Raw genomic sequence first — 15,442 nt, forward strand, 5'->3', positions numbered from 1 at the left:
CAGCTACGCGGCTCAGGTCGTCAAGATGCCGCCGGTGCCGTTCGAATAGCACTCCCCCCTCGTCGACGACGTCCCACGCGGGCGGGTTTTGCTCCCCACACGAGCCGCCCGGTAGCCTCGTCGGGTGAGTTCTGAGGCCGGGAGCGGGGTGAGCGGGTCGGCCAACGTCGCCCGTGAGGTCCGCCGCCGACGCACCTTCGCGATCATCTCCCACCCCGACGCCGGTAAGTCGACGATGACCGAGGCGCTCGCGCTCCACGCCCGGATGATCAGCGAAGCCGGCGCCATCCACGGCAAGGCAGGCCGCAAGTCGACGGTCTCGGACTGGATGGAGATGGAGAAGGCCCGCGGCATCTCCGTCAGCTCCACTGCGCTGCAGTTCAGCTACACCTCCGAGGGGCATCCGGTCGAGGGGGGCGCCGACGACGACGTCGCCTACGTCATCAACCTCGTGGACACCCCCGGTCACGCCGACTTCTCTGAGGACACCTACCGCGTCCTCACCGCCGTCGATGCCGCGGTCATGCTGATCGACGCTGCCAAGGGGCTCGAGCCCCAGACCCTCAAGCTCTTCCAGGTGTGTCGCCACCGGGGTATCCCGATCATCACTGTCATCAACAAGTGGGACCGTCCCGGTCAGACGCCGCTCGAGTTGATCGACGAGATCACCGAGCGCATCGGCCTGGTCCCGACGCCGCTGTTCGTGCCGGTCGGCATCGCGGGTGACTTCCGCGGCCTGCTCGACCGGCGCACCGGTGACTACGTGCGGTTCACCCGCACCGCCGGCGGTGCGACCATCGCCCCTGAGGAGATCCTCGACGCCGAGGCGGCCGCCGCGCGCGAGGGCGACGAGTGGACCGCCGCTGTCGAGGAGAGCGAACTGCTCGCCGAGATGGGGCAGGACCACGATCAAGAACTCTTCCTCGCCGGCCAGACATCACCGATGATCTTCGCCTCGGCGATGCTCAACTTCGGTGTGCGCCAACTACTCGAGGTACTCACCGAGCTGGCTCCCGCCCCCGAGGCGCGAAACGACATCGACGGGGAACCCCGCGAGGTCGGCGAGCCGTTCAGTGCGGTGGTGTTCAAGGTGCAGGCGGGTATGGACACAAGCCACCGAGATCGCCTGGCGTACATGCGAATCGTATCCGGCGAGTTCGAGCGTGGGATGGTGGTCACCCACGCCCAGACCGGAAAACCCTTCGCCACCAAGTACGCCCAGGCCGTATTCGGTCGTGACCGTTCGACCGTCGACCGCGCCTACCCCGGCGATGTCGTGGGTCTGGTGAACGCGACCGCGCTCGCCCCCGGTGACACCCTCTTCGATGGTCCGCGCGTGCAGTTCCCACCCATCCCGTCGTTCGCGCCCGAGCACTTCTCGGCACTACGCGCGACGTCGGCGGGCAAGTACAAACAGTTCCGCAAGGCGATGGATCAACTCGACAGCGAGGGCGTGGTCCAGGTGCTGCGCAACGAGACCCGCGGTGACGCATCACCGGTTCTCGCCGCTGTCGGGCCGATGCAGTTCGAGGTGGTAACGGCTCGGATGAAGTCGGAGTTCGGCGTCGACACCGTGGTCGAGCCCCTGGGCTACTCACTGGCCCGCCGCACCGATGCCGACAGCGCACCCGAACTCGACCGGCAGCGCGGGGTGGAGGTGTTCACCCGCACCGACGGCGCTCTGCTCGCCCTGTTCAGCGATCGCTGGCGGCTGCAGTTCATCGAGAAGGAACATCCCGACCTGACACTCGAGCCGCTGGTGGCGACCGCCGAATGAGTCCGGGCGTCGTGACTCGCGTTCGGCGATCGTCGGTTGTCGGCGCCCTCGCCGCTTCGGTCGTCGTGATCGCCTGCGCATGTGGCGCCGTGACCGAGGGGCCGACGCCGGCGTCCTCGACATCGGCCGCCCCGACGACATCGCAACGACTGAACTCGGACCAGTGCCGGGAGACGCCACCGAAGGGACAGATCGACCGTTCCGGCTCGGAATTGCGCTTCCACAAGGGGTCGATCCGCGTCGCCCTCGACCGCATCCGGCCGGCCGCCGATGCGCCGCAGGCGAACCAGGCCAACCGGACGTCGGTGGACACCACCGACTGTCTCGGCTTCCCGCGGTGGGGATCCCCCGCACCGGACGTCCCACCCGACACCTTGCTGTTCGTCTTCAAGGGCCCGGGTACCGACGGCGCACAGATCGAGTTCAACGTCGGCGACCTGACCGGCGGCGTACTGCCCCCGGTCGGTCCGGTCCGTCCGACCGTCGGCCCACTCGACAAGCCGATCGGCGCCACCATCGGAGCATCGGTCGACGGCGCCTATTACCAGGCCTCGCGATGCTCGCTGTCGATCAGCGCGATGTCGAAGAAGAAGGCCGCGGCGTCCTTCACCTGCCCGGCGACCACCCGATCCGACTCGAACCCGCTGGCACCCGATGACGATGTCTCGCACGACGACCCGACCGAGTCATCCACCGCCACCGGTACATCGACCGGCCCGACGACGAAGGTCGTGCTGTCGGGATGGTTCTCCGTCGAACCCTGAGTCGTCGGAGCTCGTCGGCCCTGCCACAACTTCCTGCCTGCGCTGTCTTCCGGTCCCCGCCCCTCGGGCCCCGCTGCGCCGCGCTGAAATCTGTACGTCAGCGGTCCGCCGGCGACGATATGTCGACGGCCAAGCGCTGACGTACAGATTTCGTACCGGCCCGATCTCGTGCCGGCCCGATCTCATACCGCCGTGAGCCGGCTGCACGGTCAACTGGCCCGATCAGCCCCGACGATGGCAGCGACGACCGCTGGATCGACGTCGTCGATGTCTGCCGGCTCGAAGGACGGCGTGCGATCCTTGTCGACCAGCACCGCGCGGACGCCCTCGGCGAAGTCGGGGGTCGCGGTGATCCGCTGCGCTGCGGTCAGCTCGCGGTCGAAGCATTCGTCCAGTGTCGAGCGGGCACCGGCGCCGATCATCGCCGCGGTCACCCAGAGGCTGGTCGGCGAGGCCTTCTCGATCAAGCCCACCATCGCAGCCGCCCATTCGTCGCCGACCGCTCCGCGCAGGCCACCGACGATCGCGGTGACGTTGTCGTCGGCGAAGTACTCCCCGATGGTCCGCAACGGGAGGTCGGTGGTCTCGGCGGCGACGGTCCGACCCGACAGCGCCTCGATGAGCGGGGCGCCTGACCGGATGGTGTCGGCGACCTCGTCCAGCCGATCGGCCGGGACGTGGTGGGTGGCCAGGCCCACCGCGACCGCATCTGCGCCTCGCACTCGTGCCCCGGTGAGACCGAGCCACATACCGACACCGTCGGGCAGTCGCGGCAAGAAGTAGGTGGAACCGATGTCGGGGAAGAACCCGATGGCCGTCTCCGGCATCGCGATGAGGGCATTCTCGGTGACGATCCGGATCTCGCCGTGCACGCTGATTCCCAGCCCACCGCCCATCGTCGCGCCGTCGATGAGTGCCACATAGGGCTTGGGGTAGGTCGCGATCAACTGATCCAGGCGGTACTCGGCGGCGAAGTAGCGGGTGATCGCGTCGGCGTCACCGGCGATCGCGTGATCGCGGATCGCTCGGATGTCGCCGCCCGCGCAGAAGGCGCGGTCGCTCGCCGATGTGACCAGGACCGTGTGCACGGAATCGTCGTCGCCCCATTCGAGCAACACGTCGTACATCGTGTCGATCATATTCTGGTCCAGTGCATTCAGAGCCTTGGGGCGATCCAGGACGATCTCGCCGACGCCGTTGTTCACGCTGCTACGGAGATGGGACATGACGGTCACCGTACGCCCGAACCGCACACGCGCCGACCCCGCCGGTCGGCTCCGCCGTCGAAATCCTGTTGCCGCGTCGTCACCGTCGCGGTTATGGTCGTCATACGTCGACCGCGCCGCCATCACGGGGCACCCGCGGTTCGATTCCCTGCCTGAGGAGTGCAGCCACTCGATGAACAGCTGAGATGCGATCCCCATCACCGACCGCAGTGTCGGCGATGCCGTTCCGACATCTCAGGAGTCATCCATGGCCATCACCCATCCCTCCGTCACCCTGTCCGACGTCGCGTTCGCGTGGCCGGACGGCACAGCCGTGTTCGACGGTCTGTCCGTATCCATCGCCGACGCCGTCCATTCACTCGTCGGCTCCAACGGCGCGGGCAAGTCGACCCTGCTCGAGATCATCGCCGGGCGCCGACAACCCACTCGCGGAAGTGTCAGCGTCCGAGGCGAAGTCGGACTGGTGGCACAGAACGCCCAGGCGCGGCCGGACGCGTCGATCGCAACGGCACTCGGCGTCGCCGAACGCTTGTCGGCGCTGCGCCGGATCGAGGCCGGTTCCGTCGAGTCGGCCGACTTCGACACCGTGGGCGACGACTGGGACGTCGAGAGTCGTGCCGTCGCAGCGCTCTCGGCGCTCGGACTCCCCGCAGGCGACCTCGACCGTCGGGTCGGCAGTCTGTCGGGCGGCGAGGCGACGTTGCTCGCACTCGCCGCCGAACTGCTCCGGCGGCCGGAGGTGCTGCTGCTCGACGAGCCCACGAACAACCTGGATCATCATGCCCGACATCGGTTGTTCGATGCCCTCGACGGCGTCACCGGTACGGTCGTCGTGGTCAGTCACGACCTCGAGCTGCTCGAACGTGTGGACACGACCCTGGAGCTGTATCGGGGCGCCGTCCGGGTCTTCGGCGGACCCTACTCGCTCTACCGCGACACCGTGCTGGCCGAGCAGGAGATCGCCGAGGCAGCCGCGACCACCGCTGCCAACGATCTCCGCAAGCAGCGTCGAGAACTCGTCGACGCTCAGATCAAGCTGGACAGGCGAGCACGCACCGCGCGGAAAGCGGAGGCCAACAAGACATTACCGAAGATCGTGATGCATCTGCGGCGTGGCGAGGCGGAGGTGTCGGCGGGCAAACTGCGCAATGCCCACCAGGATGACGTCACCGCGGCAGCCGGTCGGCTCGACGACGCCCGCGAGGACATCCGGGACGATCTGACCAGTCGTATCCGACTGCCGGAGACTTCGGTGGCCAGTCGCGGCGGGGTCGTCGATCATCCCCGGCTCCATCTCGACGGTCCCGAGCGCGTCGCGCTCGTCGGCGCGAACGGATCGGGCAAGTCGACGCTGATCGGCGCCCTGATCGCCGACGAGGCGATCCTGGTGCCCTTCGCCTACATCCCGCAGCACATCGACTTCGGCGTCGACGAGGACGTGACCACTGTCGCCGGATTGGTCGCCGTTCGCAATCCCGATGCGACCGCCGAGCAGGTGCGCGGCCACCTGGCCCGATTGTTGTTCCGCGGCAACCGCGCCGAGCGCCCGTTGTCGACGCTGTCGGGTGGCGAGCGCCTACGGGTGGCGCTCGCGGCGTCGTTGCTGGCGTCACCGACACCCCGGCTGCTGATCCTGGACGAGCCGACGAACAATCTCGACGTCGACACCGTCGAGCAACTGGTGGACGCGTTGTCGGGGTGGGCGGGTGCACTACTCGTCGTCTCGCACGACGACGCGTTCCTGAGCCGGATCGGGATCGATCGTCGGGTCGACCTCGATGTGTGGGATGCCGAGCCCGCCGGCGACGCAGCAGAGGACAACGCTGCGGACCCCAGCGCGGCCGAGGCCGGGCACGGTCGCAGCGATTCGGGGGACGCCGCGAGGCGGATCTCGGGGTGAGCGATCCGACAGCGACGCCCTGGCCGCAGGCCAGGCATACTGTCTGCGATGTCTGTCCCGGAGCACGCCCCGACACCGGTCGTCCTCGTCCACGGTCTGCGGGTCAGCGGCGCATCACTGCACCGCATCGCCGCAGCCATCGGTGACCGACCCGTGATCCACCCCGATCTCCCCGGACACGGCTCGCGTCAGGACGAGGTCTTCACCCTGGACGGGGCCGTCGACACCGTGCTGGACGCGATCGACAGGTTCGGCCGACCCGCAGTGGTCGCGGGTATGTCGATGGGCGGATACGTCTCGATGGCGGCGGCGGGACGGCATCCCGGGTCGGTGGCCGGGCTGGTGGCGATGTGCGCCACCGCTCAGCCCAGCCGCCTCTTCGCCGCTCCGTTCCAGGCTTTCGGCGCGGCCACCGCATTCCTCCCCAAGGAGGCCGCGGCGATCAGCAAGTGGCTGACCAGGGTGGCCGTCGGCCGCGAAGTCGCCGAGGACATGGAGGTCGGCGGCCTCGCGTTGGCCTCCATCAAGGATGTCGTCGCCGAGGTCGCCGATTTCGACGCACTCGGCGAACTGGCGCGGTATCCGGGCCCGATCGAGTTCGTCAACGGCGGCTGGGACCAGTTCCGGGTCAACGAACGCCGCTTTGTCGCCGTCTCGCCGCGCGCCCATCTGACCGTTGTCCCGCGCGCGAGCCACCTCTTCCCGCTGATCCAACCGGACGCGACCGGCGCGTCGATCGCCGAGTTCGCCCGGACGTTGGACACGGCAACCGAGCCGACCGCCTGAATTCGACCGGCACAACCGCTCCTCCACGCAGTTTGATGTCCTAAACTCCTCGTCGAGTCGCGTGTGGGCGGTCTCGAGGGTCAGCGGTGTTCCGCTGGGGCAGTGTGGGGTGCGATGTGATGCGGCGACGGTGGCGTGGCGCGGTGCTCGGACTGGTGATCGCGGTGGTGGTCTCCGGAGTGATCGCGATGGGTTCGGCGGGTACCGCTGCAGCCCAACCGGTTCGCTACACGGGCGGAACCTACGTCGCGATGGGCGACTCCCGGGCGTCCGGCGGGTTCTTCACCCCGACCCCCGACTATTTCCTCGGCTGCAAACGGTCGGCCTTCAACTACCCGACCATCGTTCGCGTCCTCGCACTGTCCCGAGGCTTCATCGATCTCTCGTGCGCGGGAGCGGTCGCCGCGAATCTGCACTCGGCAGGCCAGCCGACGCAGGCCGGCTACAAGCCACCGCAGGTCCACCTCGTCCCGCGTGACGCGCAATTGATCACGGTCAGCATCGGCGGCAACGACATGCGCTGGGGCGCCATCCTGGTGCACTGCCGGACCGCACCGTTCACAGATCGGTTCTGCCGCAGCAACCGCGCCATCGCGACCCAGGTGCGCGACAGCATCAACCGTATGGAGAACCGGGTGACGCCCGCTCTGCGCGCGATCCGCCGGAAGGCGCCGAACGCACAGATCATCGTGGTGGGGATCGGCGGTTTCATGGGCACCCACGGCTGCTGGCCGATGGTGCCGATCAGCGATCCCGACGTGCGCTGGATGAATCAGGTGTTCAACCGCGCCAACGGAGCGCTGTGGCGGGCCACCGCCAAGATCGGCGGTACCTTCGTCGACGCGAACCGAGTGTCGGCGGGGCATGATCCGTGCAATCTGATCACCCCGTGGTACGAGAGCTCGATGTCCAACACGATCGCCTACCCGTACCACATCAACCAGGCTGGTGCGATCGCGGTGGGCGCCATGGTGAACGGCGCGATCCGGCGCTGAACCTGCACTCCGCCTTCGCTTGCGACGGAGTCCCCGCCTGGTTCTGTTCGCCCACCGGCGTCGGCGGCACCGGCACGTCGGCTACTCGACCTTCTCGGCGACCTCGAGCCACTCCATCTCGGCGGCCTCCTTGTCGGCGACCACCTGCTGCAGTTCGGCATTCAACGTCATCAGGCGATCCGGCTCGGTGGCGGCTGCGACCAGCTCGTCGTGGAGTTTCGACTCCCGGGCGTCGAGCTGTTGGATCTGACGCTCCAACCGGTTCATCGCCTTGCGCGCTTCGCGGTGTTCGGCGGCGCTGACGGTCGGCTTCGACACCGCCGCAGGCGCTTCCGCGCCTTGGTCGGCTGACCGCTGTCCCAGCGTCGTAGCGCGCTGCGAACCACCGCGATCCGATGCGCTCGCCGCGGACAGTTCACGTCGGCGACGCAGGTACTGCTCGATGCCGCCCGGAAGATTGGTCAGGGTCTCATCGCCGAACAACGCCCAGGTGCTGTCACAGATCCGTTCGATCAGATACCGGTCGTGACTGATCACCACGAGCGTCCCCGGCCAGTTGTCGAGTAGATCCTCGACCTGCTGCAGTGTGTCGATGTCGAGGTCGTTGGTCGGCTCGTCGAGCAGGAGCACGTTCGGCTCGGCCATGAGGACACAGGTGAACTGCAGCCTGCGACGTTCACCACCGGACAGGTCGCGGATCGGCGTCCGCTGACGAGCCGGCGAGAAGCCGAGTCGCTCCGCCAGCTGCGACGCGGAGAACTCTTTGTCGCCGATCATGATGCTGCCGGCGACTGCCTCGACCGCATCCAGCACGCGCTGGTCCTCGTCGAGGTCGTCGAGTTCCTGCCGCAACCAGCCGATCGACACCGTCGTGCCTTCGATCCGCCGACCGGGTGCGACGTCGACCTCACCCGCCAGAGCGCGGAGGAGCGTTGTCTTGCCCGAGCCGTTGACCCCGACCAGGCCGATCCGCTCGCCGGGCGCGAGACGCCAGGTGAGATCGTCGAGAAGTGTTGTTCCGGTGGGTGTCTCGAGGTGCGCGCTCTCCAGCTCGATGACCACCCGTCCCAGCCGCCTGCGCGCGAACGCCGAGAGCGTCACCGAGTCGCGGGGCGGCGGGACGTCGGCGATCAGCCGTTCGGCCGCCTCGATCCGATAACGCGGCTTGGATGTGCGGGCCGGCGGGCCACGGCGCAACCATGCGAGTTCCTTGCGCGCGAGGTTGCGGCGCCGCTCCTCGGCGGCATCGGCGAGCCGCGACCGCTCGGCCCGTGCGAAGACCCAGTCGTTGTACCCGCCCTCGTACTCGTCGACCCGACCGGAGTGGACCTCCCAGGTGCGGGTCGCGACGGTGTCGAGGAACCACCGATCGTGGGTCACCACCACCAGCGCGCTGCGACGTGCGACGAGATGGTCGGCCAGCCACTGCACGCCCTCGACGTCGAGATGGTTGGTCGGCTCGTCGAGGATCAGCAGGTCGGCGTCGGACACCAGCGCCGCGGCCAACCCGACCCGGCGGCGCTGACCGCCGGACAGTTCGTCGACGCGGGCATCGAGCAGCCCGTCGATCCCTATGCCGGCGAGGATGCCTCGGATCCGCGCATCGCCCGCCCACTCATGGACCGCGCCGTCACCGACCACCACGTCGGCGACCGTGGCCCCCACGGGCAGCTCGCCGCGCTGGGTGACCGTCGCGACGGTCACGTCCGACGCCCTCGACACACGTCCCTCGTCGGGGTCGGTGATGCCGGCCAGGATTTCGAGCAACGTGGTCTTGCCACCACCGTTGAGGCCGACGACCCCGATGCGCTGACCTTCGTGAACGCCGAGGCTCACCGACTCCAACAGGTGCTTGATCCCGAAACTCTTGCTGATGCGGTCGGCATTGATCAGTGCCGACGGGGTCCGGGTTGCCACTGGTCAACGCTACCAACCGGCGCCGTCACACCCGCGGGGCGACCACTGCGTCGCAGCCACCGGGCTGTGCACACCCGCAGTCCGACCCGCTCACGGGCCACGAGTCCGAGATCGGCGACCGACCGCCCTGGCGTCGACGAACAGCTCCCGCTGGTCGGATGAGACGTCGCCGAGCCGCGCCCCAGTGCCACCTGACCCGAACTCAGCGACGGGCGAAGTACCCCTGCACCGTTCGGATGATGTCCGGTACGGCCCGGGTGACGACGCCCATGTGGTCTGCGCCCGGGTACTGAGCCTCTGTCACACTCGCTCCGCCGGCGCGCAGCTGTGCGGTCAGCAGGGTGGTCGACAGCGGCATCACGGTCTGGTCGGCGGTCCCCTGCTCGATCCGGATCGGCGTCGACCATCCCGTCGCGGGGATCGACGTGTAGTCACGCAGAGCGGCGGAGAATCGGGGGTCGATGAATGGACGTGCCACCAGCGATCCCGGCGCCACATGCTGGAACACCGGACGGAGCTCGGTGACACACAGTTGCCGAGCCCTTTCCAGGTACTCCCGGCCCTTCCCCGTCAGATAGCCGGGCACATCCAGATCCGGACGCGCGTGGTCCAGTCCGGACAACAGGTAGAGGAACAGCGCACTGAAGCCGTTGAACTTGCCGACGTCTGGGACACCGGGCGCCAATGCCGGGAGCAGGTTTTCCAAATAGGCCGCCGGTGCCAGTGCCACCGTTCCGCGGAGGGCGAGCTCCGGTGCGTACAAGGCGTACCGCGCCGCGAAGAGCGCCGCGTGGCCACCTTGCGAATGTCCCAGCGAGACCCAGCGATTGGAGAGACGGCCGTCGACAGTTCGTGCGGCGCGGATCATGTCGATGACCGAGTAGGCGGCCGAGCGGCCGGCCAGATACTCGGCCGTACCGGGGGCACCGAGTCCCGAATAATCGGTGGCGGTGACCGCGTACCCGGCCGCCAGCGCAGCATCGAGCGGGGCCTCGTTCGCGCCGCCGCGCTTGCGCAGGCTGGGTGCGCACCGGTCGGCGATGCCGGTGGTCCCGTGCGCCCAGGACACCACCGGCCAGCCGCCCGCCGGCGCGGTGCCCCGCGGGGTGTAGAAGACGCCGGTGCTCAAGGCGTCTCGTCCCGCCTGGTCCCGGGTCCGGTACAGCACCTTGGTCCCGGTCGCTGCGTGCGCCGGCAGCAAATCGGATGCCACCGCCGAACGCGACAGAACAGAGCCCGCAGGAGCGGCGACGGCCGGAGCATCCATAGCGACCGCGCCACCCCCGGCGACGACGGCGAGGGACGTGGCGATGGCGGCCGAACGGAGGCGAATGCGCATGACCTGGACGATAGCCCGCAAGCCTTCCTGCGCGGGGGCACATACCGTTACGCACGTTCATCGACATCGCAGGCCGCCATCCCCTACCGTGACCACCATGAACTCGCGGTTCAGACATCGACACCGACTGCTGCTCGCTGCAGCTGCCACCGTCGCGGTACTCCTCCCCGCCACCGCCGGGCACGCCGCCGCCGCACCACAGGTGGGCCCGGACGTGTCCAGCCATCAGCACCCCGGCGGAGCGTCCATCAACTGGTTCGCCGTCCGTGCCGCCGGACAGCAGATGGCGATGGTGAAGGCGACCGAATCCACCTGGTACGTCAACCCCTACTTCATCCCGGACAGCCTCGGAGTGCGGGCGGCCGGTTTGGTCCGCGCCACATATCATTACGCCGACCCGAGTCGACCGGCAGCCGCCCAGGCTCTGTTCTATGCGTCGATCGTCCTGGGGCAGAACGGTGTTCTCGATCTGCCACCAGTTCTCGACCTCGAGCACAGCGGCGGACTCGGCCCGGCCGCCCTCGCGGGATGGGTACGCGAGTTCGTGCGGACCCTGGAGCCGATCACCGGCCGCAAGACGATCATCTACACGTATCCGAACTTCTGGAACACCGCCATGGGCAGCACCAGGGAGTTCGCCGATCACCCGTTGTGGATCGCGTCGTACAACGGCAAGTCGGCGCCGCAGATGCCCAACGGCGGATGGCGGACCTGGACGTTCTGGCAGTTCACCAGTTCGGGATGGTTGCCGGGTGTCTCGACCCGAGTCGACCTCAATCGCTACAACGGCTCGACCGGCGGACTACGCGCCTACGGCAACTCGATCAACGTCTTCGGTAGCTAACCGAGTTCGCGGGATGGTCAGTCCGCGTCGATGATCCGGGCGCCGGGCACCGGTCCCGACGCGGTACGGACCGCACGCGCCACGCCCGCACCGGAGAGTTCGGCGGCCACGTTCACTGCATCGACCTCATCGGCACACAGGAATGCACATGTGGGCCCCGACCCGGACACGATGCCGTTGAGGGCACCGGCGTCCAGCCCCGCCCGCAGCGTCCGACGCAGTGCCGGAGCAAGGCTCAGCGCGGCCGGCTGGAGGTCGTTGCGTAGCAGCGGCGCGATGGTGGTCGGGTCGCCACTGGTGAGGGCCTGCAAGAGTTCGTCAGGCCCGCCGGTCTCGGCGTCGCCGTCGAGTTCGCCACCATTGGAACGGTTCTCGCGTAACCGGTCCAGCTCACGGAAGACCGTCGGGGTCGACAGGCCTTGCTTGGCCAGGGCCAACACCCAGTGACACTCTCCGCGCGACAGGATCGGCATGAGCTTCTCCCCCCGCCCGGTGCCGAGCGCGGTACCGCCGTGCAAGGCGAACGGGACGTCGCTACCGAGATCGGCAGCCAACTCCGCGAGTGACTCCCGGTCTATGTCGATGTCCCACAGTCGCGCCAAGGCGACCAGGGCACCGGCGCCGTCTGCACTTCCGCCGGCCATCCCACCGGCCACCGGAATCGTCTTGTCGATCGCGATGTCGGCCGACGCGGGCACCCCGGCCCAGTCGGCCAGGAGCTCCGCGGCGCGCATGGCCAGATTCGACGCGTCCGCGGGCACGTCGGCCGCGCCGTCCCCGCGGGTGACGACCTGCAATTCCGCCGACCTGCTCACCGTCACGTCGTCGTGCAGCGACAACGCCTGGAAGACGGTGGTGAGCTCGTGGTAGCCATCGTCGCGCAGCGGACCGACCCCCAGGTACAGATTGACCTTCGCGGGGACGCGCACCGTGATGCGGTCGGGTACGACGGACAGAGACGCTGGGGACACAGGGATCCAGGGTAATGGACTGTCGGCGCCCCGCAGCGTGACGTGGGCGACCGCCCGTGCGCGCTATCCGGTGACGCCGACCACGGTCGGTGGCCATCCCCGTGCCTCCGGCGGATCCTCGTCGACAGACCATCGCGCGGTGGACATCTGGGTCGGGACCCCGTGCACGTCCTCCCACTCGGGTCCGGTGTAGGCGAACCCGACTGCGGCTGCGACCCGGGCCGAGCCGATGTTGTCGGTCATCGCCCGCCAGCGCACCGTCCGGAACCCCGGACCGTCGGCACCGGAGGTGACGACATCGAGGATCGCTCGGACGGCCTCACGGAGATACCCGTGACCGCGCATCGTCGGTGCACACCAGAAGCCGATCGATCCCTCGCCGGGAGCGACCTCACGCACCCCGCAGACACCGACGAAGGCATCGTCCACGGCCCGTCGGATGACGAAGACATTCGACGTCGGGCGCACCGCACGGTCGAAGAAGGTGGCGGCATCGGCACGGGTGTAGGGAACGGGGACGAGGGTGTAGCGCTGGATCAGCGGGTCCTGGCAGGCATGGAAGACGTCATCGGCGTCGCGCTGCCGATCCGGAGCCCGGAGCAGCAACCGGTCGGTGGCCAACGTCGTCATGGGTACATCGTGACGACCGGGCGCCCTGGGACACAACCGGTTTACGGGCGGGGCCGCGCTCGGTTCGGTTCGGTCCCGGTTCGATTCGGCGGAGAAGTGACGCCTTAGCCGACCGCACCGTGGACAGCGCACAGCACGAAGCCGTGACGTGTCAGAAACCCGAAACCAGTGGCGCCCGTAGCCGCGGGCCGACGACGCGGCCCGAGATCAGTCTGTACCAGCCAGGCGGACGAAATCGTCGACACCGAGGCGTTCACCGCGGACACCGGGGTCGATCCCGGCGGCGCGGAGCCGACGCTCGGCCTCGACCGGGCTACCGGCCCAGGTGGCGAGGGCAGACCGCATCGTCTTGCGTCGCTGGGCGAATGCGGCGTCGATGACCGCGAACACCTTGCGTCGGAGGTCCGGATCGTCTGGGTGGGCATCGGTGCGGACGATCTTGACCAGGCCCGACTCGACATTCGGCTCGGGCCAGAACACCGACCGTCCGACCGAACCGGCCCGGGTCACGTCCCCGTAGTAGCGGGCCTTGACGCTCGGCACTCCGTAGACGCGCCCTCCTGGGCCGGCCGCCAGCCGGTCCGCGACCTCCGCCTGGACCATGACGAGAGCGGTTCGGAGCGTGGGGATCTCGGCGAGCAGGTGCAGAAGCACGGGAACCGCGACGTTGTAGGGCAGGTTGGCGACGAGCGCGGTCGGCGCGACCGGCAGATCGTCGCGGGCGATGCGGAGGGCGTCGGCGGTGATCACGTCGAAGGCGTCTGCCTGATCCGGCGCCTGTTCGGCGATGGTGGTGGGCAATCGCTTCGCCAGCACCGGGTCGATCTCGACGGCCACCACGCGCCCGGCCTCGGCCAGCAGCGCGAGAGTCAACGACCCCAGACCTGGTCCGACCTCGAGGACCACATCGTCGGGTCCGATTCCCGAGGAGGCGACGATCCGCCGGACGGTATTGGCATCGTGGACGAAGTTCTGCCCGAGCGTCTTGGTGGGACGCACCCCGACCTCGGCGGCCAGTTCACGGATTCGGTTGGGCCCCAACAAGACGGGACCGCTCGCGGCTTCGCTCAGCGGAGACCCAACTTGGACGAGCAGGACGGCCACGCGCCCCAGCCCTGGGCGGCCTGCGTCTTCTTTGCGACCGCGATCTGCTCTTCACGCGTAGCCAGATCGGCACGATCCGCGTACTCGAGTCCGCCCCAGCGTTCCCAGGTGTTCTGATCGAACTGGACGCCACCGAAGAAGCCGTTGCCGGAATTGATGGCCCAGTTGCCGGTCGCCTCACAGTGCGCGAGTGCATCCCAGACCCCGACCGGCACGAACGGTGCGCCCGGCTTGGTGCCGATCCGGACCGTGGCGGCGACCGGTTCCGTGACGACCTCGGCGTCCAGCTTCTCGCGCTTGACCACCTTGCCGTTGACAGTGGTGACCGAGTACTTGACCTCTTGCTCGCCCGGAGTGCCCTTCTTGAGCACCACCTTGCGATCCTTGATGAGGGTCGGGTCCTTCTTCTCGATCTCCGGCGGCTTCACCGGCTCCGTGACCGTCTTCTCCTCGGTCCGGATACGGGTGACCTGGATCTTCATGTTCGCGGTGACCGGGGTGTCGGCCGCCGGGACCACCTTGTCGGTCTCGGCGAGCGGGTTGCCGGTGTCGGCGAGCAGGTCGGCGACGGTCTTGGCGGCGATGGTCGGGCGGAGTTTGGCGGTGCCGTCCACGAGGTTCACCGTCTTCGGCAGGATCACGTCGACGACGGCACCCTCGGTGGGCAGCTTCTCGCCCTTCGGCTGCTCGCTGTCGGCGCCGGCACGTTCGAGGCCCTGCTGCGCCAGCAGCTCCTGCACCGTCGACGCATTGGTCTTCACCGACTGCTTCTTGCCCTCGACGTCGATGACCAGGGTCTTCATCTTCTTGACGACAATGGTCTGGCCGTCGGAGAGACCGGAGTCCAGCGCGGGGGTGACCTTGTCGTCCGAGCTCGCGTCGAGTCCGCGCGAGCGCAGTACCGAGTCGACCGACAGCGACATGGTCGAGACCTGCTCGACATGGCCGTCGACGTCGATCGTGACGTTCTTGTGCATCGACACACCCATCACGCCACCGGCGGTGAGAGTGGTCAGCACGGCACCGACGGCGACACGTGCGCGCATCGAATCCGCGGTGTTGATCCGGGTGAAAACTGACACTGCTTACTCATCCTGGTCCGGCGACATCGGGGTCATCCACACCACCGGAGTTCCTCACCGGCACCGACCGCAGAGGGTCGGGATGCGTCGCGCTGGCAGCGGGATCA

The 15,442-nt window shown here is 68.3% G+C and carries 13 protein-coding genes; 6 read left to right on the top strand and 7 right to left on the bottom strand.

What is annotated here, in order from left to right; genetic code table 11:
- The first annotated feature begins 124 nt into the window (after window positions 1-124).
- Both GS4_RS12140 and GS4_RS12145 read left to right on the top strand, forming a co-directional pair.
- Window positions 125-1,777 (top strand): peptide chain release factor 3, encoded by a 1,653-nt coding sequence (locus GS4_RS12140; RefSeq protein ID WP_245555645.1) that lies wholly within the window; start codon window positions 125-127, stop codon window positions 1,775-1,777.
- A gap of 11 nt (window positions 1,778-1,788) precedes the next feature.
- Window positions 1,789-2,541: a hypothetical protein gene (locus GS4_RS12145; protein ID WP_245555646.1), complete on the top strand. Its 753-nt coding sequence runs from the start codon at window positions 1,789-1,791 to the stop codon at window positions 2,539-2,541.
- 209 nt (window positions 2,542-2,750) lie between these two features.
- Here GS4_RS12145 and GS4_RS12150 read toward each other — a convergent pair whose 3' ends face one another.
- A complete protein-coding gene (locus GS4_RS12150) occupies window positions 2,751-3,767 on the bottom strand; it encodes an enoyl-CoA hydratase/isomerase family protein (protein WP_007620907.1) in 1,017 nt (338 codons plus the stop codon).
- Between the two features lie 247 nt (window positions 3,768-4,014).
- Between GS4_RS12150 and GS4_RS12155 the strand changes: the two genes are divergently transcribed.
- From GS4_RS12155 to GS4_RS12165, 3 genes are all read left to right on the top strand, one after another.
- Window positions 4,015-5,667: an ATP-binding cassette domain-containing protein gene (locus GS4_RS12155; RefSeq protein WP_007620909.1), complete on the top strand. Its 1,653-nt coding sequence runs from the start codon at window positions 4,015-4,017 to the stop codon at window positions 5,665-5,667.
- Between the two features lie 48 nt (window positions 5,668-5,715).
- Complete coding sequence (locus GS4_RS12160; RefSeq protein WP_007620910.1) at window positions 5,716-6,453, top strand: alpha/beta fold hydrolase; 738 nt, start codon at window positions 5,716-5,718, stop codon at window positions 6,451-6,453.
- 119 nt (window positions 6,454-6,572) lie between these two features.
- Window positions 6,573-7,448, top strand: coding sequence for an SGNH/GDSL hydrolase family protein (locus GS4_RS12165; RefSeq protein ID WP_040510395.1), 876 nt, complete (start codon window positions 6,573-6,575; stop codon window positions 7,446-7,448).
- Window positions 7,449-7,529: 81 nt separating this feature from the next.
- Here the strand turns inward: GS4_RS12165 and GS4_RS12170 are convergent, their stop codons facing one another.
- Both GS4_RS12170 and GS4_RS12175 read right to left on the bottom strand, forming a co-directional pair.
- Window positions 7,530-9,365 carry an ABC-F family ATP-binding cassette domain-containing protein gene (locus GS4_RS12170; protein WP_007620912.1) on the bottom strand — a complete coding sequence of 612 codons (1,836 nt, stop codon included), beginning with the start codon at window positions 9,363-9,365 and terminating at the stop codon, window positions 7,530-7,532.
- Window positions 9,366-9,567: 202 nt separating this feature from the next.
- Window positions 9,568-10,704, bottom strand: coding sequence for a lipase family protein (locus tag GS4_RS12175; protein ID WP_040510375.1), 1,137 nt, complete (start codon window positions 10,702-10,704; stop codon window positions 9,568-9,570).
- Between the two features lie 97 nt (window positions 10,705-10,801).
- Here GS4_RS12175 and GS4_RS12180 point away from each other — a divergent pair, with 97 nt between their 5' ends.
- On the top strand, window positions 10,802-11,548 hold the full coding sequence (locus GS4_RS12180; protein ID WP_007620914.1) for a glycoside hydrolase family 25 protein: 747 nt from the start codon (window positions 10,802-10,804) through the stop codon (window positions 11,546-11,548).
- A 17-nt stretch (window positions 11,549-11,565) separates the two neighbouring features.
- On the opposite strand, the gene GS4_RS12185 is transcribed toward GS4_RS12180, so the two are convergent.
- The 4 genes from GS4_RS12185 to GS4_RS12200 form a co-directional block, all read right to left on the bottom strand.
- A complete protein-coding gene (locus tag GS4_RS12185) occupies window positions 11,566-12,519 on the bottom strand; it encodes a 4-(cytidine 5'-diphospho)-2-C-methyl-D-erythritol kinase (RefSeq protein WP_007620915.1) in 954 nt (317 codons plus the stop codon).
- A gap of 63 nt (window positions 12,520-12,582) precedes the next feature.
- Window positions 12,583-13,149, bottom strand: coding sequence for a GNAT family N-acetyltransferase (locus GS4_RS12190; protein ID WP_007620916.1), 567 nt, complete (start codon window positions 13,147-13,149; stop codon window positions 12,583-12,585).
- Between the two features lie 207 nt (window positions 13,150-13,356).
- A complete protein-coding gene (gene rsmA, locus GS4_RS12195; RefSeq protein ID WP_083862715.1) occupies window positions 13,357-14,253 on the bottom strand; it encodes a 16S rRNA (adenine(1518)-N(6)/adenine(1519)-N(6))-dimethyltransferase RsmA in 897 nt (298 codons plus the stop codon).
- A complete protein-coding gene (locus tag GS4_RS12200; protein WP_007620920.1) occupies window positions 14,217-15,335 on the bottom strand; it encodes a resuscitation-promoting factor in 1,119 nt (372 codons plus the stop codon). The genes rsmA and GS4_RS12200 overlap by 37 nt, the downstream gene beginning before the upstream one ends.
- Window positions 15,336-15,442: the final 107 nt, after the last annotated feature.

The organism is Gordonia soli NBRC 108243 (genome assembly GCF_000334455.1).
Lineage (GTDB): Bacteria > Actinomycetota > Actinomycetes > Mycobacteriales > Mycobacteriaceae > Gordonia > Gordonia soli.